General features: G+C 44.6%; 17 protein-coding genes. 12 read left to right on the top strand and 5 right to left on the bottom strand.

Annotated elements, in window-relative coordinates; genetic code table 11:
- Positions 1-33: 33 nt before the first annotated feature.
- The 3 genes from K5609_RS09095 to K5609_RS09085 all read left to right on the top strand — a co-directional run bounded on the left by K5609_RS09095 (position 34) and on the right by K5609_RS09085 (position 2085).
- A complete protein-coding gene (locus tag K5609_RS09095; RefSeq protein WP_221076885.1) occupies positions 34-474 on the top strand; it encodes a dCMP deaminase family protein in 441 nt (146 codons plus the stop codon).
- Positions 475-1015: 541 nt separating this feature from the next.
- Positions 1016-1258 carry a hypothetical protein gene (locus tag K5609_RS09090; RefSeq protein WP_221076884.1) on the top strand — a complete coding sequence of 81 codons (243 nt, stop codon included), beginning with the start codon at positions 1016-1018 and terminating at the stop codon, positions 1256-1258.
- Between the two features lie 71 nt (positions 1259-1329).
- Positions 1330-2085 (top strand): oligogalacturonate-specific porin KdgM family protein, encoded by a 756-nt coding sequence (locus K5609_RS09085; protein WP_221076883.1) that lies wholly within the window; start codon positions 1330-1332, stop codon positions 2083-2085.
- A 64-nt stretch (positions 2086-2149) separates the two neighbouring features.
- Here K5609_RS09085 and K5609_RS09080 read toward each other — a convergent pair whose 3' ends face one another.
- Entirely contained in the window at positions 2150-2584 is a 435-nt protein-coding gene (locus K5609_RS09080) for a DUF4174 domain-containing protein (protein ID WP_221076882.1), read from the bottom strand.
- A 356-nt stretch (positions 2585-2940) separates the two neighbouring features.
- Here K5609_RS09080 and K5609_RS09075 point away from each other — a divergent pair, with 356 nt between their 5' ends.
- A complete protein-coding gene (locus tag K5609_RS09075) occupies positions 2941-3735 on the top strand; it encodes a hypothetical protein (RefSeq protein WP_221076881.1) in 795 nt (264 codons plus the stop codon).
- A gap of 59 nt (positions 3736-3794) precedes the next feature.
- Here the strand turns inward: K5609_RS09075 and K5609_RS09070 are convergent, their stop codons facing one another.
- A complete protein-coding gene (locus tag K5609_RS09070; RefSeq protein ID WP_221076880.1) occupies positions 3795-5936 on the bottom strand; it encodes an alpha-amylase in 2142 nt (713 codons plus the stop codon).
- Between the two features lie 386 nt (positions 5937-6322).
- Here K5609_RS09070 and leuC point away from each other — a divergent pair, with 386 nt between their 5' ends.
- The 3 genes from leuC to K5609_RS09055 all read left to right on the top strand — a co-directional run bounded on the left by leuC (position 6323) and on the right by K5609_RS09055 (position 9989).
- Positions 6323-7726: a 3-isopropylmalate dehydratase large subunit gene (leuC, locus tag K5609_RS09065; RefSeq protein ID WP_221076879.1), complete on the top strand. Its 1404-nt coding sequence runs from the start codon at positions 6323-6325 to the stop codon at positions 7724-7726.
- Positions 7727-7774: 48 nt separating this feature from the next.
- Entirely contained in the window at positions 7775-8392 is a 618-nt protein-coding gene (leuD, locus tag K5609_RS09060) for a 3-isopropylmalate dehydratase small subunit (RefSeq protein WP_221076878.1), read from the top strand.
- Between the two features lie 94 nt (positions 8393-8486).
- The gene (locus K5609_RS09055) at positions 8487-9989 is read left to right on the top strand and encodes an alpha-isopropylmalate synthase regulatory domain-containing protein (protein ID WP_246611968.1); all 1503 of its coding nucleotides are present in this window, start codon (positions 8487-8489) and stop codon (positions 9987-9989) included.
- A gap of 60 nt (positions 9990-10049) precedes the next feature.
- On the opposite strand, the gene K5609_RS09050 is transcribed toward K5609_RS09055, so the two are convergent.
- On the bottom strand, positions 10050-10295 hold the full coding sequence (locus tag K5609_RS09050) for a Rho-binding antiterminator (RefSeq protein ID WP_221076876.1): 246 nt from the start codon (positions 10293-10295) through the stop codon (positions 10050-10052).
- Positions 10296-10439: 144 nt separating this feature from the next.
- Between K5609_RS09050 and K5609_RS09045 the strand changes: the two genes are divergently transcribed.
- Positions 10440-11663 carry a DEAD/DEAH box helicase gene (locus K5609_RS09045; RefSeq protein ID WP_221076875.1) on the top strand — a complete coding sequence of 408 codons (1224 nt, stop codon included), beginning with the start codon at positions 10440-10442 and terminating at the stop codon, positions 11661-11663.
- A 71-nt stretch (positions 11664-11734) separates the two neighbouring features.
- Here the strand turns inward: K5609_RS09045 and K5609_RS09040 are convergent, their stop codons facing one another.
- The gene (locus K5609_RS09040; RefSeq protein ID WP_221076874.1) at positions 11735-12307 is read right to left on the bottom strand and encodes a DUF6151 family protein; all 573 of its coding nucleotides are present in this window, start codon (positions 12305-12307) and stop codon (positions 11735-11737) included.
- A 17-nt stretch (positions 12308-12324) separates the two neighbouring features.
- A complete protein-coding gene (locus tag K5609_RS09035; RefSeq protein ID WP_221076873.1) occupies positions 12325-13464 on the bottom strand; it encodes a GNAT family N-acetyltransferase in 1140 nt (379 codons plus the stop codon).
- A gap of 646 nt (positions 13465-14110) precedes the next feature.
- Here K5609_RS09035 and K5609_RS09030 point away from each other — a divergent pair.
- The 4 genes from K5609_RS09030 to K5609_RS09015 are packed head-to-tail and all read left to right on the top strand — an operon-like array spanning position 14111 to position 20673.
- Complete coding sequence (locus tag K5609_RS09030; protein WP_221076872.1) at positions 14111-14410, top strand: hypothetical protein; 300 nt, start codon at positions 14111-14113, stop codon at positions 14408-14410.
- Between the two features lie 39 nt (positions 14411-14449).
- Complete coding sequence (locus K5609_RS09025; protein ID WP_221076871.1) at positions 14450-15715, top strand: TolC family protein; 1266 nt, start codon at positions 14450-14452, stop codon at positions 15713-15715.
- A gap of 12 nt (positions 15716-15727) precedes the next feature.
- The gene (locus tag K5609_RS09020) at positions 15728-17551 is read left to right on the top strand and encodes an efflux RND transporter periplasmic adaptor subunit (protein ID WP_221076870.1); all 1824 of its coding nucleotides are present in this window, start codon (positions 15728-15730) and stop codon (positions 17549-17551) included.
- Positions 17551-20673, top strand: a complete 3123-nt coding sequence (locus K5609_RS09015; protein WP_221076869.1) for an efflux RND transporter permease subunit — start codon at positions 17551-17553, stop codon at positions 20671-20673. Before K5609_RS09020 ends, K5609_RS09015 begins: the two co-directional genes overlap by 1 nt.
- Positions 20674-20687: the final 14 nt, after the last annotated feature.

Genomic DNA, 20687 nt, shown 5'->3' with positions numbered 1-20687 from the left:
CACAATAGCCGCGTTAACTAAGGAGTAAGACAAATGGTTTCTAAATGGGCTAAGCGCTTTTTTCAAATGGCTGAACTGGTGGGTTCTTGGAGCAAGGACCCATCAACCCAGGTGGGTGCGGTTATCACCGAGAGCAATCGCATTGTGTCTTTAGGATTTAATGGCTATCCCCATGGCATTTCTGATAGTGCCGAAACCGACAACCGCGAAATGAAGCTACTCAAAACCTTACATGCCGAAGAGAATGCTATTTTGTTTGCTAAGCGCGATTTGTCTGGCTGTGAGATTTGGGTGACTCACTTCCCCTGCCCTAACTGCGCAGCCAAAATCATTCAAACAGGTATTGCCACAGTTCATTGTCCCGAGCAATCTGAGGACTTTTTGTCACGCTGGGGAGACAAAATTAAAGTCAGTGAAGACATGTTTAGCCAAGCAGGCGTAACAGTAGATTGGTTACCCTTAGAGCAACACTAAGTGCTGATATACAGGGTTGTTTGCTTAACAACCCTATTATATGTAGTACAAAACAAGCTTAATATTGCTTTATAGACTGTCAACACCACTCACGCAGTTTGAGTTTACCCCTGCACAAATAAACGCCAATTTTTCACATAATTCAATAATAGTGCCGCCGTGAGTAGTGCTAAGTATTACGAAAATCAGTCACTTACTTACATGCCTAGGGCTACTTTTGCAGCTCTATTAAGTCAATAAAACATCTAATCAATAGCTTATCACTATTACGAAAAGTTACATTGCGCTGCTAACCGAGCCCCAGCTATAACTTTAAAGTTAAAGATTCGTCGACAGAGCCTGCTTAAGAAAAACCATTAACTGGGTAAAAGTTCACATTTCTCCAATGGAAACCTTATCTAGCCCACAGTTTTTAACCTTTTCCTTTTAATCATACAAAAATATTTAATAATCTGATCAGGTTCACAGATACAAATCCAAAATCCCAATAGCATATTTGTATTACATTAATACCAGTAATGATGTCGCCCAATAAGGACTAATGATGACAAGTTATAAACCTTTAGCTCTTGCACTTTGTATAGCAACTAGCTCTAGCGTTATAGCCGCTGAGTTTGAACTTGTGCTTGGTGGCGGCACTAAAGGTGAAGCGGCCCTAGGTATGAATGACCAGAACCTGTTGGCGCTATCTAAGTCTGGTGATTTTTCACAGCTCACGGTGAAAAAGAGCTTAGCTGAGATATTGGCCGAAAGAAATATAGAACAGCTATACCCAAAACAATAATTAGAACCCTAACTCTCTAAATATAAAAACTGGGCTCATTACTGGGCCTTAACTTGGAAATGGAATTTATCATGACAAAAATGAAAAGCCTTTCAATTGCAATTGGTGCGCTATTAATCGCAGCACCTGTAGCTGCAGGTCAACTTGACCTACGTAGCGAATACAAACATGAATCTGAAGCTCACGCCTACCGTATTAAAATCGGTGACTCAACCAAAGTAAGCGACGCTGGTAAATGGAACTACAGCGTAGAGATGAAGTTCTTTAGTGGCAAGAACGATGACGGAGAATATGGCGGTTTTCTCGAAAACCTACAACGTGGTGACTCAGAGTTCGATTGGGGCTACCAACACAAAATCAACAAAAAGTGGTACATCCATCCAGGTATGCCAATTACCTTTGGTGATGAGCGCGTAACCTACAAACCACAATTTAGAGTGGGTTATAAATCCGATTTTGGTTTAAAAACTGCTTTACGTTACCGTTACGAAATCCGTCAGTATGCTGATGGTAAAGAAAATGGTGAAACGTGGTACAAATCTAAAATCACCTTAACTGGTGGTTACAAAGTTAAGAGCATGCCAAACCTTAAGTTAGACTATGAGGCAAACTACTGGAAGAGCCACACTTACGAGTGGGACGCAATTGCAGGCAAAGCCAAAGATCCACAGTTTAACAACGGCGACGATAACTGGGATGCCGGTATATTCATCGGTTACCAGATAGAGAATTGGCGTCCATATATGGAGTTTTGGAACTCAAGCGTGAGCTCTAAAACAGACCAGCGCCAACTTAAAACTCGTGTTGGTGTTAAGTACAAGTTTTAAGCCTTTCGTAAATATTTAGCTTTCCTTCTTTAAAGCCAAGCAGGTGTTCTGCTTGGTTCTTTTTTTATACCGAGCAAACGCTCGCACTGTTTAACATTTCTTGTTTACGAATTGGCATTTCATCAATAATTGCGAATATTTCTTGCCAATCTGTTTTTGCTCCCCAACGATGTTTCTCGTGACCATCTTTACCAATTAACACCGCAATATGTTTGTTTTCTTCCACCCGATATTTATCCCTAAGATAAGAAACGCCGTGGCTTCCTACTTGCTCTGCCTGTCCATGAGCCTGTTTGGCCGTCATAACCATCACCACTAAATCTCGCTCACGGATCTGGCAGCGGTAACGCATTTCATCAGCTAAGAACTGCTCTACCGCACTATCTTGCTGTGGAGCAAAAAACAGTACACTTCGATGTGCCCAATAGTCACTATCCATTGGGTAAGACATGGCAAGGCTGCTGGTGAATAACAAAACAGGTGTTAGTAATCGCTTCATCTTAAGTCCCCCATTCATTGCTATTTAGAACGAAAGCTTAGCGGGTTTGGTTCAATTTTTCGGCACTTAATCTAGAGCTTGCTGGTCAGGATTTTTTACAGTAATAATTGGGTATTTGTAAGTGGCTAATATCAAAATAGAAATACGCTTAGTCAAGCTGCAAGCCAAATTATTTACAAACAAGTTAATAAAGAGATAAGGACACTGCATGACACTTGGTAATAAAAGTGTCATTAATATTTACATGATCTTTTCCTTTAAGCACTATCGCTTTCTTAACTATTGAATTTTAAAACTTTTATATTTTTGGCGCAATTATTGATTTACTAGGTATTCATTTTACAAAGGAATGCCTAATGCTAATCACTAGAAAGCTACTCTCTATAAGCTTGATACTACTCACCATGCCGGTTCACGCAACTATCATCGCCTACGATATGCTAAACAGCAGTAGCCTTAACTTAGTCGATTATCAGAACCCTCTCAGCCAACAGTTTACCAGCGCGCAAGATGGCTTTAACAAGTATCAAGTAAATACCAGCTTAAGCATTCCTAATAGCCTTATTGATTCAAGCCAAAGCAATCCAAGCGATAGCCTGGGGATTGTTGATTCACACACTGACCAAGCAAGCTTCTTTGGTGTAAGCGATACCCTTAACCCAGACAATCCAAGCGGGGATGCACAAGCCAGCTGGCTGTTTGATATCAGTGGTTATGCCTTAAGTTCCATATCCATTTCCATGGCGGCTATGGGCGATTTTGAAACATCTGATTACTTTAGCTTTAGCTATGCCATTGATGCCTCGCCCATACAACTACTCTTTAGCAGCGCAGTTGATGAACAAGCCAACCAAAGCTATACCATGGCCAGCGGGAACCAATATCAACTAAACGATCCGCTATCTATCAACAAGCAAGTGCTAGACAATCAGTTTAAACAGCTTAGTCAGAGCCTAGTTGGCAGCGGCTCGGTATTAAGCTTGTATTTTAACGCCAATCAAAATGGCGGTAATGAAGCGTTTGGCTTTAGAGATATTGTGATTAATGGAGACAGCCAAGTGGCTAGCCAAGTTTCTGAGCCACTAAGTATTTGGCTAATTGTGTTGGGGTTATTTGCTTTAGCTGCGCGCCAAGCTCGTATTCGAGCTTAAAAAAAAGGCGAGACCGTGTAATTACGCTCTCGCCTTACTATTACCGTTTATTATTATTCTTACTGTTTAATGCCCGCAAAAACCACCACGACTTTATCGTCGCCTTTGCTGCGGCTAAAGGCATAAGGTTGATCACTAATCTTGTTGTGTTCACCAGCGCCAATGGCAACGTGGCGGTCTCGGAACTGACCTACTGTTTGCCAATGTTTAACTAAGGCTTGGCGGTCTTTATCTTTAGCAATTTGCTCCCAGTTCATAAACGAACGAGTTGGAGAGTCAAAAGCGTCAGACTGAGGCCCACGTGGGCGTCCACTTTCATCACCGTAATACAATTGCACTCCGCCAGGCATCATTAACAATGCCGTACCCGCACCTGCTTGCAGTGGGATATCTTCATAATTTGAGTAGAACAACTTGGTATCGTGCGAACTAATGTAAGTAAGCAAGTTGAATGTAGGATCGCTGTTTATATCTTTCGCGTAGGTCGCATACATTTTTTCGTTTTGCGCCAAACACTGTGAGCCCTTAAGCGCCGCACTATCGCCTGCGTATTCAAAGTTAATTAAACTATCCATACCATTGTCGAAGTAAAAGTCACGGTATGCCCCGTGATGCCATACTTCGCCCACCATCCAAAATGGTTTGTCATCAATGGCTTTCTCTGGGTTTTCTTTTTTCCACTCGGCTAGCGCTTCAGTAGCAGAGTCTTTTAGCTTGGCCCATACTTCGGCTTCAACGTGTTTTACTGTATCTGCTCTAAATCCATCGATACCGTAATCGCGGACCCAGTTGGTGTGCCATTCAACCAAGTAATCCAAAACGGTGTAACCTTCGCGCTCTACCGCTTTAGTATCTTTTTTGTTTTTAAGGATCGGCGGTAAACCTACGTGTTTAGTACTCTCGGTTAATAAGTCAGGTAAACCCGCTAGGTTCATGGTGATATCATCGCCACCCGGCGCTGTGTAACCAGCCATACCGCTGCGAACCCAATCTGGCCCCCACCAATTCTCTACCCATTCGCTAGAGCTCCAACGAATAAAGTTATTGTAACGATGCCAGTTATGGCCTTTATCAAAGTCTGGTTGCCAATCGGTCCACTTCTTCGGCACTGGCGCACCAGGCGCCATAGCGTTAATACCAAAGGTTTGCATGTCATCCATGGTTGGATAACCAACATGGTTAACTACCACGTCTACTAATACGCGAATGCCACGTTTATGGGCTTCATCAACAAAACGGCCAAAGTCTTCTTCACTACCTAAGTTTGGATCAATCTTGGTAAAGTCCAACGCCCAGTAACCGTGATAACCATAAAATGGGAAGCTGCCTTTATCACCGCCGCCCACAAAGCCATGGATTTGTTCAACAATAGGCGTTACCCAAATCGCGTTCATGCCCAAGTCTTTAATGTAATCTAGCTTGGCAGTAATGCCGCTAAAATCACCACCTTGGAAGGTGCCAATTTCTTGTTTGCCATCGGCTTTACGATTTAGTGGGTAATCGTTACTAGTATCACCATTGTTAAAGCGATCTGTCATGATGAAATAAACGCTAGCATTGTCCCAAGAGAACTCGCTAGCTTCTGCATCCGCCGCTTCAAGCAACAATACCCCGCCGCTGGCAGGATCTGGCTGCATGGTCACTTGGCCATTAGCCACTTTTTGAGTTTGACCAGAATAAAAATCTTTAACGGTTTGGCCGTTAGCGAAGGTAGAGCTCACATCAACTGTTACTGGTTGACCATCCCAAGCAATACAATCCACAGATGGTGGCTTACGTTTAAAGGTAGATGCTTGCGCCTTGCGTGATACTTGCACGGTAGGCTTGTCGGCATCTGAATTATCTAAGATTAGCTCGTAGTTGCCAGCGAACAAAATTTTCAGTTCGAAGTATTTGTCTTTAGCACAGCTATTTAAGTCTTGAGGTTTTGAAAAGCGCAGTTTGCTTTTGTCGACAGGGCCAAAACGTAAGCCACATTGTTGGCCTTCGTCTGAGATCTGAATGTTGTAAGTGCCTTTTTCTAGCGGAACGGTAATTTTATATTTGCTTTTTCCAGCAAATTTTAAGCGCTGCTCAACATTGACACCGCTATCGGCATAATTCATATAAAGTGGCGTTTTGATCATCGCCGCCGACAAGTTTGCCGAACCGCCCGCCATTACTAGCGCCGCACTCAATAAACCTAGTTTAAAACCTTTCATTCAACCTCCATGGCATTTAGCTAACGCAAGCTGCGTGCAAACACCTCGTTCAACCATTTGAAGTGATGAAAACAAAAGCTACTTAAGTTTTCACTAACAAAGCATGATTATTTGCGAATTTTATGACTGACAGCGCTTTCATTTGGTAAAACAGCAAGTTCACCGCTATATCAACATTCATTGGCGCGTGCCCCTTGCTGCACCTGTGATGTTGTTTTATGATGTCGGGTCTTTATTGTGGTTATTTTTGCAGAATAATTAGCTTAAAAATCACAATTTGCAGACAGATAAAAGAAACAGTTTAAGTTAGTAGTATTCGCTTAAAGCTTGACTAAATAAATAAGAATAGCGCGAGTGAGAGCAACAGACAGGGTGTAAAGGAAGCCATGAAAAAAACAATGTACGAAAAGATCTGGGACGCGCATGTAGTCCACGAACCAAAAGGTAGCGCATCTATCCTTTTTGTTGACCGTCACCTCATGCACGAAGTAACAAGCCCGCAAGCCTTTGAAGGTCTGCGTATGGCTAACCGCCCGGTTCGCAACCCACACAGCATTTTGGCCACTATGGACCACTGTGTTCCAACTAAAGCAGCCGACCGCGCATCTTTGCCTGATCCTATTGGCAAAAAACAAATTGAAGTTATGGCGCAAAACTGTGCCGATAACAGCATTAACTTATACGATATGAACAATGCTAATAACGGTGTAATTCACATCGTTGTGCCAGAGCACGGTTTTGTTCATCCAGGTATGGTGGTTTGTTGTGGTGATAGCCACACTGCTACTCACGGTGCCTTTGGTGCCCTAGCCTTCGGTATTGGTACCTCTGAAGTTGAACACATCATGGCAACTCAGACCATCCAACAACAACAATCAAAAACAATGTTGGTTAAAGTAGATGGCGAGCTGTCTGAATTTGCTACCGCGAAAGACATTGTACTAGCCATCATCGGTAAAATTGGTACTGCTGGCGGTACTGGTTACGTGATTGAATTTGCCGGTAGTGCAATTGAAGCCTTAAGCATGGAAGGTCGCATGACCGTATGTAACATGGCGATTGAAGGCGGTGCGCGTGCTGGTCTTATTGCACCAGACCAAAAAACCTTTGATTTCCTAGAAGGCAAAGAGTTTGCTCCTCAAGGTGAACACTGGGATCAAGCGGTTGCATACTGGAAGTCTCTAACTACCGACGAAGGTGCTGAGTACGATGCTGTAGTTGAATTAGACGCAGCAGAAATTGCACCACAAGTCACTTGGGGTACCTCACCAGAGCAAGTACTTCCTGTGGATCAACCAATTCCAGATCCTGCTCAAATCGAAGATTCAATTAAATCTTTAGCGGCTAAAAGCGCGCTAAACTACATGGGCCTAGAAGCCGGTAAGAAAATGACCGACTTCCCTGTAGATGTGGTATTTGTAGGTTCATGTACTAACGGTCGTATCGAAGACTTCCGCGCGATTGCCGCTGTGTCTAAAGGTAAAAAAGTAGCGCCAGGCGTACAAGCTATTGCCGTACCAGGTTCTTACCCTGTTAAAGAACAAGCCGAAAAAGAAGGCATTGATAAAGTGCTTATTGAAGCGGGTTGGGAATGGCGTGAGCCGGGTTGCTCAATGTGTCTAGCGATGAACGGTGATTACCTTCAACCTGAACAGCGCTGTGCATCAACTTCAAACCGAAACTTCGAAGGACGACAAGGTAAAGGGGGTCGTACCCACCTTGTATCACCAGCGATGGCAGCAGCCGCAGCCGTTGAAGGTAAGTTCGTCGATTTACGTACTTGGAAATAATGTAAACACGTTGATTAATCAATGTGAGTGAAATTTTTGGAGTTAATTATGCAACCATATAACAAACACAACTCTGTTGCTGCGGTAATGAATCGTAGTAACGTAGATACAGACCAAATCATTGCCAAGCAGTTTTTGAAAAAAGTAGAACGTACCGGTTTCGGCGTTCACCTTTTTCACGATTGGCGCTACCTAGAAGATGGCTCTGAGAACCCAGAGTTTGAATTAAACCGCCCTGAGTTTAAAGGTTCTAAAATCCTAATCGCTGGTGATAACTTTGGTTGTGGTAGCTCACGAGAGCATGCACCTTGGTCAATTGCTGATTACGGTTTTAATACTATTATTTCAACCAGCTACGCTGACATTTTCTTCAGCAACTGCTTTAAAAATGGCATTTTGCCAATCATCGTTGATGCTGAAACATTACAAGCATTAATGGACGAAGTAGAAGCAGCGCCTGGGATTTCAATTACTATCGATTTAGAGAATCAAGTAATACAAACTCCGGCCGGTAAAGAAGTCGCGTTTGATGTAGACCCATTCCGTAAAGAGACTTTATCTAAAGGCCTTGACGACATTGGCTGGACTTTAAAATTCGAAGACAAGATCGACGAGTTTGAAGCCAAACACAAACAACAACTACCTTGGTTGTGGCCAAGCGCATAGTTGCAGCTAGGCGCTACTTAGGTAGCGCCTACTCTTTAGCGAATTTCTTTACTGCGAGACATGGTTTATGGAGCAAAACCGCTCAATACAACTCATGGACACTACCCTTCGCGATGGCGAACAAACCCAAGGTGTGTCTTACTTCCCTCAAGAAAAAGTCAGTGTAGGTAAAGCCCTACTCCAATCCTTAAAAGTTGATCGTATCGAAGTAGCCTCTGCACGTGTTTCAGACGGTGAAAAATCTGCGGTACAACAGCTTACCGAATGGGCTAAAGACGCTGGTCACCTACATCAAATCGAAATTCTTGGTTTTGTTGATCACAACAAAAGCGTTGATTGGATTGTTGAATCTGGCGCTCAAATTATTAACCTACTGACCAAAGGCAGCTTAAACCACTGTACTAATCAGCTAGGTAAAACTATTGAGCAGCATATCGCCGACATCAAACAAACGGTGAGTTATGCTCAGGCCCAAGGCTTAAGTGTAAACGTCTATCTAGAAGACTGGTCAAATGGCTATGCCGACAGCCCAGAATACGTATACCAGCTAGTCGATGCGCTTAAAGATTTAGGCATAGAGCACTTCATGTTACCCGATACCTTAGGGGTTATGGCACCAAAAGAAGTGTTTGATAGCTTAACTGACATGATTGAACGCTTCCCAAATATTAAATTTAATTTTCACCCGCATAACGATTACGGCTTAGCCACCGCCAATAGCATGGCAGCCGCAGAAGCTGGCGTGGCGGCATTGCACTGCACCATGAATTGCTTAGGCGAGCGCGCCGGTAATGCTTCTTTAGCTGAAGTGTCGGTAGTACTAAAAGACAAGTTAGGTTTTAAACTCAATATTGATGAGAAAGAAATTCACAATATTGCCAAACTGGTTGAAAGCTTTTCCGGTAAACGACTTGCCGCTAATACCCCGATTGTTGGTGCAGACGTATTTACTCAAACGGCAGGTATTCACGCCGATGGTGACCACAAAGGCGGCTTATACATTACCGAACTTAGCCCAGAGCGCTTTGGTCGTGAACGTAGTTACGCTTTAGGGAAAATGGCTGGTAAAGCTTCAATCATTAAAAACCTTGAAGCAATGGAGATTGAAATATCGCCCGAGAATCAGAAAAAGCTTCTCGACAAAATCGTTAAGTTGGGTGACCAAAAAGCCACTATCACACCTAACGATTTGCCGTTCATTATCGCCGATATCATGGAGAGCAATGACTTCGCCCATATCGAGCTACTCAACTGCTCAATTACCAGTGGGTTGGATTTAGAGTCTTCCGCTAACATTCGCCTACGCATTGGTGATAAAGTTTATAAAAGCTCAGGACACGGTAACGGTGGCTTTGATGCCTTTATGAAAGCACTCGACCATCCTTTAAGTGATTCTAAGCTCACCATGCCAGAACTGATTGATTACGAAGTTCGGATTCCACCCGGTGGTCAAGCGAACGCTCTAACCGAATGTGTAATTCAATGGGCAGATGATGCTAAACAGTTCCATACCCGCGGAGTTAACTCCAACCAGGTATTTGCTGGTATTCAAGCGACCTTACGCATGCTGAATGTACGTTTACATCAGCGCCAATAACACTAGCGCTTCTTAAGTAAAATAAAAGGCGAGCCATGCTCGCCTTTTGTTTTGTAAGGCTTAAGTAAAGCTCACCTTAGTAAAATGAGGGTTATCTACCAAGACCTCTAACTGTTCTATGTCATCTAACACCACTAAAATTTGCTGATTAGCTTGCTCGAGTAAGATACATTCTTGCTTGTGTTGATTACGCTTAGTGTCTAACGCGAGACCTTGAATTTGCTCACCACTTACCAACAATACCCTCACTAGGTAGCGGTACATACAGGCTATTTCGATGTAATCATAGTTATCACAAGAAATCATAAGCACTCCGATTAGCTATGCGCAAATAAAACATCATATCCAATGATTCAGCTAACGCCCTAACACGTGCTAATATAGCGCCAGCTGATGATTTAGTTGCAGCGCACTACCCTAGCCATTGCTTCCTTCGACATAGAGATACCCATGCCATTTTCCAAACTTGGTTTACACGCACCACTGGTGCAAGCCTTAAACGAATTAAACTACCAACAGCCTACGCCGATTCAGGCTAAAGCGATACCGTTGGTGTTAAATGGCAAAAACCTGATTGCGGCAGCGCAAACAGGTACAGGTAAAACTGCAAGTTTTGTATTGCCTATTTTGCAAAACATTACTCAACAAACAACTCCACTGCGCGGAAAACGAGTGCGAGCATTGGTGCTAACACCTACGCGCGAATTAGCCCAACAAGTTGAACAAAGCATTCAAGACTACGCTAAGCACCTTGAAATAAGCTCTCTGGCAATGGTGGGCGGAGTAGACTCTGAGCCACAAAAACAGGCCCTAATTTACGGCGTAGATATCCTAGTCGCCACACCCGGTCGATTGCTAGACATGATGTATCAACGTGCAGTGAATTTTGACCAACTAGATACCTTGGTGCTAGACGAAGCCGACCGCATGTTAGATATGGGCTTTATTGACGACATCACTAAAATTGTTGACCGACTCCCCGAGCAGCGCCAAAGCTTACTTTTCTCCGCTACCCTGTCGAAGCAAGTAAAGCAACTGGCACAAACCTCTATTGGTGAAGCGCTTGAAATTTCACTGGCTCAAAACAAAGACAGTGTACCTAAAATTGACCAGTGGCTAGTCACGGTGGACAAAGACAAGAAATCCGCCATGTTAAGCCAAATGATTAAAGACGGCGATTGGCAACAAGCGCTGATTTTCATTCAAACTAAACATGGATCAGCCAAGCTTGTAAGCCAGCTCGAAAAGCGTGGTATTAATGCCGAAGCATTGCATAGCGGCCGTAGCCAAGCCTCGCGCAACAAGCTTCTAGAAGACTTTAAATCTGGAGAAATTAAGTTTGTAGTGGCTACCGGTATCGCTTCTCGTGGTATCGACATTGAAGAGCTAAGCCGAGTGGTCAATTACGACTTACCAGACCAAGCAGACGACTATGTGCATCGAATTGGCAGAACTGGTCGAGCTGGTGCTCAAGGTGAAGCAATCTCTTTTGTCTCTAAAGATGACTTTAGAAACCTATGTGCGATTGAAAGCCGAATTGGCCACTTAATAGAACGTAAAGTGATAGAAGGTTTTGAGCCAATCAAAGAAGTGCCTGTTTCAATTCTCAACTACAAACCCAAGTCTAAAAAGGGCAATGGGCATTACAAAAACCCGAAAAAAACTAGCAGGTAATTGCTAACAGCCTTCACCGCTAGTGAGGGCTTATTTAGTCAGTTCTAGAAGAAGCTAGTTAACTATAGAGACTAGCTTTTAAGTATCGAGGGTTTTACCTTTGCCCTACCCGAGTCTTCAAAAAAAGGATTGGGTTTTCCTTTTCCTTTAAGTTTCCAGCCTAATAGTTTAACAATCAGTTTAAATTTGGTTTTACGCGGGGATGCTCCCAATAGCGCCTCAGGAAGCGGCTTTAAAGCTTGATGCTCATTTACTGCACCTAAGTGCTCACTGTTACTCTGTAAAGAACTAGTATGCTCTGCATCTACAAAGTCTTGATAAACCGTAACTAAGGGCAGTTTAATGCCTACGGTATTGGCGATAGGTGTATTGCAACATTGGCTATACCAGCGATAAATGCCTTTAGGCGTTAAACGCAAGCAGGCTAGCTGTTGTTTTCCCTCTACTATTTCAACCTTAGCTGGTGCAGCTACATATAGCTCTGAGCCACCATACTGATTTATCGAGCTTCCTTCGCTCTGCAAATGTTGAGCAAACTTGCGACAATCTTCGCAATAACACACTAGCTGCTTAACAGCGCTAGGGCTTACTTGCTTTATCTGCCCTTTTATCTTGCCACATCGGCATTGTAGATCTACATCCATGACTGACTCCATTTGTCTTAGGGCTGGGTTTTATAGGGGAGCAGCTTTTTACACTGCTCAGCATATTGTGCGATGTGCAGCTGCTCTTCGATGCAAAAGGCCTTTATTGCGGCGGAAAAATCACTACGAGCAACATAGTGAGAGGAATAGGTGGTCACTGGTTCAAAACCCCTATACAGCTTGTGCTCACCTTGAGTACCAGGGTTGAACCGCTGTATTCCCTTGGCTATAGCAAACTCGATACCTTGATAAAAACACAACTCAAAATGCAGCATGTCTAACTCTTGCAAACAGCCCCAATAGCGGCCATATAAGTTATCTTGGTCGAAAAAGAACAAAGCACTAGCCACAATTTTCTGGTCTTTTTCTGCTGTCACCAGCAGCATGTTGTCGCCCATTTTCTGAGCTAGCTGCTGAAAAAAACTAAAAGACAAATAGCCTTTTTGTCCACGCTTCATATAGGTAGTTTGATAGCAAAGATAAAATGCCTCTAAAGCTTGGTAGTCTATATCGCTACCAGTTCGCCAAACAATCTCGTCCACGCTGCTTTTAGCTACTCTACGCTCTTTATTAGTGGTTTTTCTTTTGCGGGAGGTAAAACCTGAGACATAGTGTTCAAAGCTAGCATAGCCTTGGTTGCGCCACTCAAACTGCACCCCGTGACGGGTCATCATGCCATTGGCTTGCAATTGATCGGCAAAAGCTTGCTCAATAAAATTACAGTGCCACGAACTTAAGCTCTGTTGTTGGCAAATATTTACAACACTATCAGCCAGTTGAGCAACAGCGCTATCAGTAAGGGCCTTACCAAAGTGCTTTTGCCCAGCGATAGGCGTAAAGGGTTGCATGGTAACTAGCTTGGGGTAGTAGTCTAAACCGTAACGCTGATAAGCGTCTGCCCAGGCCCAATCAAACACGTACTCACCATAACTATGTGACTTTAAATAGCTTGGAAACAGTAATTGGTGATCGGGCAACTCAATATGATGTGGTTGCCAGCCGCTATTCGCTCCCACACATGCTTGCTGCTCTAAGGCTTGCAAGAACACCGGGTTTTGAAAGGGAGAGCTAGCATCAAGTGCAAGCTCGCTGTGCTTAATGCTAGAGTGCAAAAGATAACTGCTGTTGTTAGTTAACGCATTTTCACTGATAGTCACAAAATCACACTTCGTTACATTGATACAACCAAACTACAACAAAGTAAGCGATAACTAAACCACCAATGTAGAACTGATAGTTTGTAACTAATACACCTTAGTCACTAGCGATCTTCAACGCCTAGTAGAACCGGGTGAGTTTGAACTGATGGTGGGTTCAAGCTCAAGAGATAGAGATTTGCACAAAGCCAAGTTTGAAGTTATTGGGTAATCATTCCCTAATGTGTGTAACTCCCGCACCTACTGGTAAGGGAGCTACGCCATTAATTTATGAACTATAACGTCACTACCCTGCTTAAGCATTGTTAATCGACCTTGTTAAATGTTGTGCCCGATAGTGAAGCATTTGCTCGTTGAATAAAATGGAGCACTTCGCTTCATTTATGGTTTGCCCCAACTAAATGGTTTAGCGATATTTGACCTAAGCCATAAAGTAATAGATTAGCAACGCTGCTAACTCGAAAAAGCATCATTAGATGTTAGTAGAATTCTAATGAATCGACTTTGCCTTTAATACGGCAGTTAAAATTCTATTGACTCAATTCTCCAAAAACACTTGCGATTATCACTAACTCTGCCTTACTATCCTAACCCTATGAAAGCATTGTTTTTGATTTTTGTGTTTTGTTTGCAAATGGTATCCGGCGTGGCCAACGCTTCGGAGCATTCCTCGCACAAGCAAAAACACAATGCTCAACAGGGAGTCATGCATACCAGTATGGATTGCCACAATGATGCTGTTAGTGATAGCCATGAGGCTGCTGCTCAGCTTAGTGAGTTGTGCAAGTTAGATTGCCAGCTGTCTTTGTGCGCTGCGACACCTGCTTACATTTCTTCAGGCCTGCACTTTACCCCCTTACCAAAAGGTGCAGCACTTAGTTTCTACACCTTTAATCTCCATCCTTCCCTACAGGATTTACCTTTTCGGCCTCCTCTTACTGCTTGATTTTTAAATCTTTTTTTAATCAAATAGTAAGGAAAAATCATGTACATATCCTCTTACAAAGAGGTTGTGCTTGCTATTGCTTTAACAGCAAGCACCACAGCGACAGCCACCACTTTAACGATTGAACGCGCTGTTGAACTAGCATTAAGCGTAGATCCATCGACTCAGCTATATCTGCAACGTCAAGAGCAGTTCGCGGCCATGGGGATTCAAAACGCTCAGTTAAAAGATCCCATGGTGAAATTCGGCTTAGCCAACTTGCCAACTGACAGTTTTAAGTTTGACCAAGACCCAATGACTCAGCTTAGTATTGGTGTCGCACAAGAATTTACCCGCGGCGATACGCGCGAGTTAACAGGTCAGCGTTATCAAATTTTGGAGCAGCAAACAGAACATCAAGCAGCTGAGCGTCGCTTGGAGTTGAGCCAGCAAATCCGCCAAATGTGGTTAAACGTGCGATTTACCCACACGGCACAACAATTGTTAGATCAAAATAAACAACTTTTTGAACGTAATGTTGAACATGTGCGTGGCCAGTTTGAACTTGGCTACAAGCAAAGCCAAGATCTATTTCAAGCAGAGCTTCAACTCAGTAAGTTCGACGAGAAAATCGCTGCATTCGCTCAACAAGAACAGGCCTATCGAGGGCAATTAGCCACTTGGTTAGGCGCTAGCGCCTATCAGCCTTTTGATCCTGCCTTACCTCAGTGGAGTACTGCCGAATCATACGCAGCAGCTCGCAACACAGAACACTATAGTTTGCTCACCCAACATCCTATGGTGTTGGCCAAGCAAGCCGCTATTGAGGAAGCAGACAAACAAGTTGAAATTGCCCATGAAGCTTACAAACCAGCGTTTAAAGTAGAACTAGGTTACGGCCATCGTCGATCTCTTGATATGGACGGTAGTACTCGTCCCGACTTAGTCTCAGGCTTTCTTTCTATGGACGTACCACTGTTTACCGATAAACGCCAAGACCAAGCAGTGATATCAGCCGAACGAGGCAAAGGTATCAAACAAGCCGAACGAGATTTACTGCTTAAGAGCATGAACGGCGCTCTTAATGGTCAGGTCGCACAGTTCCAAAACCTCACACAGCGTTTAGCTCGTTATCAACAAACCTTGCTACCGCAAGCGCGAGCCAATACCCAAGCTGCAATTCAGGGTTATCAATCTAATACCGTGAGTTTTGATCAGGTGGTCAATGCTTTTATGGACGAAACCGCACTGCTACTAGAGTTTGAACAACTTCAAACCCAGCAATACCAATCCCTTGCCCAAGTTCGATATTTTCAGGCTCAGTAGGAGTAGAACCAAATGAACAAATTTGTATTAAGCAGTCTATTTCTATCGCTAGGTCTGATCGGTGGTTACTTTGCAAATACTCTGATGCAGCATCAACACCCTGTAGGCAATCAAGCCTCAGTTACAGCATCTGATGAAGCAGAGCCCCTTTACTGGGTGGCTCCTATGGATCCGAATTATCGTCGTGATAAACCCGGGAAATCACCTATGGGGATGGATTTAGTCCCGGTTTTTGAGGCAAGCCAGTCAGCCAATAAACCCGGTTTAGTCACTATAGATCCCGCTGTTGAAAACAATCTTGGCGTGAGAACCGCTAAAGTTGAGCTTAACGATTTTACCACGAGCATCGAAACCGTAGGCATGCTCACAGTAAACGAGAACTCTCAGTGGCAGCTCAATAGCCGAGTATCTGGGTGGGTTGAAAAACTGGCTGTGAAAACAGAAGGCGAGCGAGTTAAGGCTGGCCAATATCTACTGTCTATTTACTCTCCTGAGTTGGTTAAGGCCCAGGACGATCTGTTGAATGCGCAGAACATGGGTAATAAGCGATTAATTAATTCAGCCAAGACTCGCCTTAGTGTATTGGGCATGTCGGCACAACAAGTTAGCCGCGTGACCAAGCAACGCCGCAGTGAACAGCTGGTTGAACTGTATGCGCCAAGCTCTGCTTATATCTTTAAACTTGGCGTTAGAGAAGGGGCTTACATCACTCCTTCACTAACCTTGGTTGAAGCTGGAGGATTGGATAGCATCTGGCTAATAGGTGAACTGTTCGAGTCTCAAGCAAGCTTAGTAGCACTTGGGGATCAAGTGGAAATGCGTGTCGACAGTTACCCCGGACAAACTTGGCAAGGTGAGATTGATTACATCTACCCCAACCTAGAGCCGCAAACCCGAACCCTGCGCGTAAGAATGGAGTTTACTAACTCTGACGAGCGCCTAAAACCGAACATGTACGCTCGCGTGAGAGTGTCATCTGCCAAGGCTCAACAGGTCTTAACCATTCCAAGCGAAGCGGTGATCCGAGGTGGCCGTTTTGATCGAGTAGTGATGAAGCGCGGAGCTGGCAAGTATCAAAGCGTAAGAGTGGAAGTCGGCCGTGAAAGTCAGGGACAAGTGGAGATACTAGATGGCCTGAAAAATGGAGACATCATCGTTACCAGTGCTCAATTCATGCTGGATTCCGAGTCTAGTTTGAGTGCTGATTTTAGTCGCATTGGTCCTCCAGATCGCCTAGCTGATTCTGTGGTTGCCAGTGGTGTCGTGATTGCAGTGAAAGAAGCTGCATTAACCATTGCCCATGAGCCAGTACCTGAATGGGATTGGCCTGGGATGGTGATGGACTTCCCACTGGAACCCGCTCAAGTAAACGAGCAGCTTGTACCGGGACGAGAGCTAACATTTACCATTCGTAAGCAGGGCAAGCAGTTTCCCATTTCTGAACTCCAACCTGGTGAGCTAAATCTTAATGCCTTAGAACAAATGGATATGGGTGAAGACCACAGCATGATGGAACACTCACAAATGGACCATTCACAGATGAACCATAGCAGCATGGAGGATGGCACCATGGACCATTCACAAATGGACCATAGCAATATGGGTGACGACACCATGGATCATACACAGATGGATCACTCACAAATGGACCATTCACAGATGAACCATAGCAATATGGATGACGGCACCATGGACCATACACAGATGGACCACTCACAATTGGACCATTCACAGATGAATCATAGCCAACAGCAGAGTGCTGAGATTGATACCAGTACTTTAGTGGATGATGACTTAGATTGGCTGGACTTTGATGATGAAGAGGGAGAGCAGTAATGATCCCGAGCATTATTCGCTGGTCGATACATAATCGCTTTTTAGTATTGGTGTCGACTTTAGCCATTTTGGTCTATGGTGGTTTTGCCATTAAAAACACACCGGTTGATGCAATTCCTGATCTGTCCGATGTACAGGTCATCATTAAAACCTCCTATCCGGGGCAGGCCCCGCAGGTCGTTGAAGATCAGGTTACTTACCCCTTAACTACCGCAATGTTGTCAGTACCGGGGGCACAGACAGTGCGTGGCTATTCTTTCTTTGGTGATTCCTATGTATACATCATCTTTGAAGATGGCACCGATATTTACTGGGCACGCTCGCGAGTACTGGAGTACCTGTCGCAGGTAGCTCCTAATCTCCCCGCTGCCGCCAAGCCGGCGTTAGGGCCAGACGCTACTGGAGTTGGCTGGGTATTTAGTTATGCCTTGGTGGACCGAACTGGTCAGCATGACCTCAGTCAACTGCGCAGCATTCAAGATTGGTTTTTGAAGTACGAATTACAGACTGTCGCCGGTGTTAGTGAGGTAGCGACGGTAGGTGGCATGGTCAAGCAGTACCAGATAAGTATCGACCCAGATCGCTTGAGAGCTTATCAGATAAGCCTAGCCCAGCTGAAAATGGTCATTTCTCAGGGTAACCAGGAAACCGGAGCCAGTGTGATTGAAATGGGGGAAGCGGAGTACATGGTCCGCAGTAGCGGTTACATCAGTTCAGTTGAAGACTTGCAACAGTTGCCTTTAAAGCTCAACCCACAAGGCACCCCCTTGTTGTTAGGTGATGTTGCTGATATTCAGCTAGGACCGCAAATGCGCCGTGGTCTCTCTGAACTGGATGGAGAAGGTGAAGTGGTTGGTGGTGTTGTGGTAATGCGCTATGGGGAAAATGCCCAGCAAGTCATTGCAGCAGTTAAAGACAAGCTTGATAGCTTAAGTGCGTCACTGCCTGATGGCGTAGAAATTGTCACCACTTATGATCGTTCAGGCTTGATTGAACGCGCCGTTGAAAACCTTAAAGACAAACTGATTGAAGAGTTTGTGGTTGTGGTTGTGGTGTGTGCGGCTTTCCTTTTCCACATTCGTAGTTCGCTAGTGGTACTGGTGAGCTTACCCGTGGGGATCATCATTGCCTTCATTGTAATGAGTTGGCAGGGCATTAACGCTAACATTATGTCGCTTGGTGGTATCGCCATTGCGATTGGCGCCATGGTAGATGGTGCCATTGTGATGATTGAGAACGTGCACAAGCACATGGAAAAAACTGAGCTGAATGATGCCAACCGCTGGGAGGTAATAGCTAAAGCCGCCTCTGAAGTGGGGCCAGCTTTATTTTTCTCACTATTGATCATTACCTTTAGCTTTGTGCCGGTATTTGCTTTGCAAGGCCAAGAGGGCAAGATGTTCTCACCTTTAGCCTATACCAAAACCTACGCCATGGCTGCCGCAGCAGGATTGGCAATTACCCTTGTGCCGGTTCTTATGGGTTACTTCATTCGCGGTAAAGTCATCGCTGAACATAAAAACCCGCTGAATCGACTGCTCATAGCCGCTTATAAGCCGCTACTTAATCTCAGCTTAAAAGCGCCGGTGGTAGTACTACTAGTCGCAGTGGCCTTAGTCGGTGTAGGCCTATACCCAATCAACAAGATAGGCAGCGAGTTTATCCCGCCATTGGATGAGGGTGACTTAATGTATATGCCTACCACGTACCCAGGGATAAGTATCGGTAAAGCGCGAGAAGTTTTACAACAGACTAACAAGTTGATTAAGACTGTGCCGGAAGTTGAGCGGGTTTGGGGCAAGGTAGGCCGTGCGGAAACGGCGACTGACCCCGCACCACTAACTATGATTGAAACTTTCATAACACTCAAGCCTCAAGAACAATGGCGTGATGGCATTACCACCGACAAGCTGCGCCAAGAACTCGATAGTTTAGTTAACTTCCCTGGGCTTACCAATGCTTGGGTCATGCCGATTAAAACCCGTATCGACATGCTAGCAACCGGCATTAAAACGCCTATTGGCATTAAGATATCTGGTGAAGACCTCGGTGTTATCGAAGCCATCGGCAAGGACATTGAAGAAATCCTTGGTGATGTTCCTGGTACCGCCTCCGCTTACGCTGAGCGTGTTGCCGGGGGACGCTATGTCAAAGTAGATATCGACCGCCTAGCCACTGCTCGCTATGGCTTGAATATTGCCGATGTACAAGCGGTGGTATCCACAGCTATAGGTGGGATGAATGTATCTGAAACGGTAGAGGGCTTGGAGCGTTACCCAATTAACATACGCTATCCACAACGTTACCGAGACAGCGTTGAACAACTAAAAAGCTTGCCGGTAATCACCCCAAATGGGCTTAGGCTGACCTTGGGTGATGTCGCTTCAGTATATGTTGAAGACGGGCCGCCAATGATTAAGACCGAAAACGCTAGACCTAATGGTTGGATCTTCGTCGATATTGAAGGCCGTGACCTTGGCAGCTACGTACAAGAGGCCAAGCTCTATGTTCAGGAGCGCTTGTCGTTACCTGCGGGCTATTCGGTCAGTTGGTCTGGACAATATGAGTATATGGAACGGGCAGAAGCCACCTTAAAAGTCGTGGTGCCAGCCACGTTGGCTATCATTGTGCTGCTCTTGTACATGGCCTTTAGGCGGGTTGGCGAAGTATTACTGATCCTTGGCACCCTGCCCTTAGCCATGATAGGTGGCGTATGGTTGATGTATTTATTGGGCTACAACTTTTCCATCGCAGTAGGGGTTGGTTTCATTGCCCTTGCCGGTGTAGCGGTAGAAATTGGCGTAATCATGCTGATTTATCTTAATCAATCTCTTGAAGGGGCCTTAGCTAAGCACCGTCTTATCACTAAATATCAATTACGTACCGCCATTGTGGAAGGTGCGGGCCTGCGCGTACGACCGGTAATGATGACCGTTGCAACGGTGATTATTGGTCTAATCCCGATTATGTATGGCGAAGGAACTGGCTCGGAAGTGATGCAGCGTATTGCTGCACCAATGATCGGCGGTATGGCTTCAGCAGTGGTATTAACCCTGCTCGTGCTGCCCTCAGTTTATTATTTATGGAAGCGCGTATCCTTACGCAAACTGATTAGCGAATAACAATCACGGAGAAA

The sequence above is a fragment of the Agarivorans aestuarii genome, assembly GCF_019670125.1.
Lineage (GTDB): Bacteria > Pseudomonadota > Gammaproteobacteria > Enterobacterales > Celerinatantimonadaceae > Agarivorans > Agarivorans aestuarii.
The sequence above is the reverse complement of the archived record's forward strand: the minus strand, read 5'-3'. Positions and strand labels throughout refer to the sequence as shown.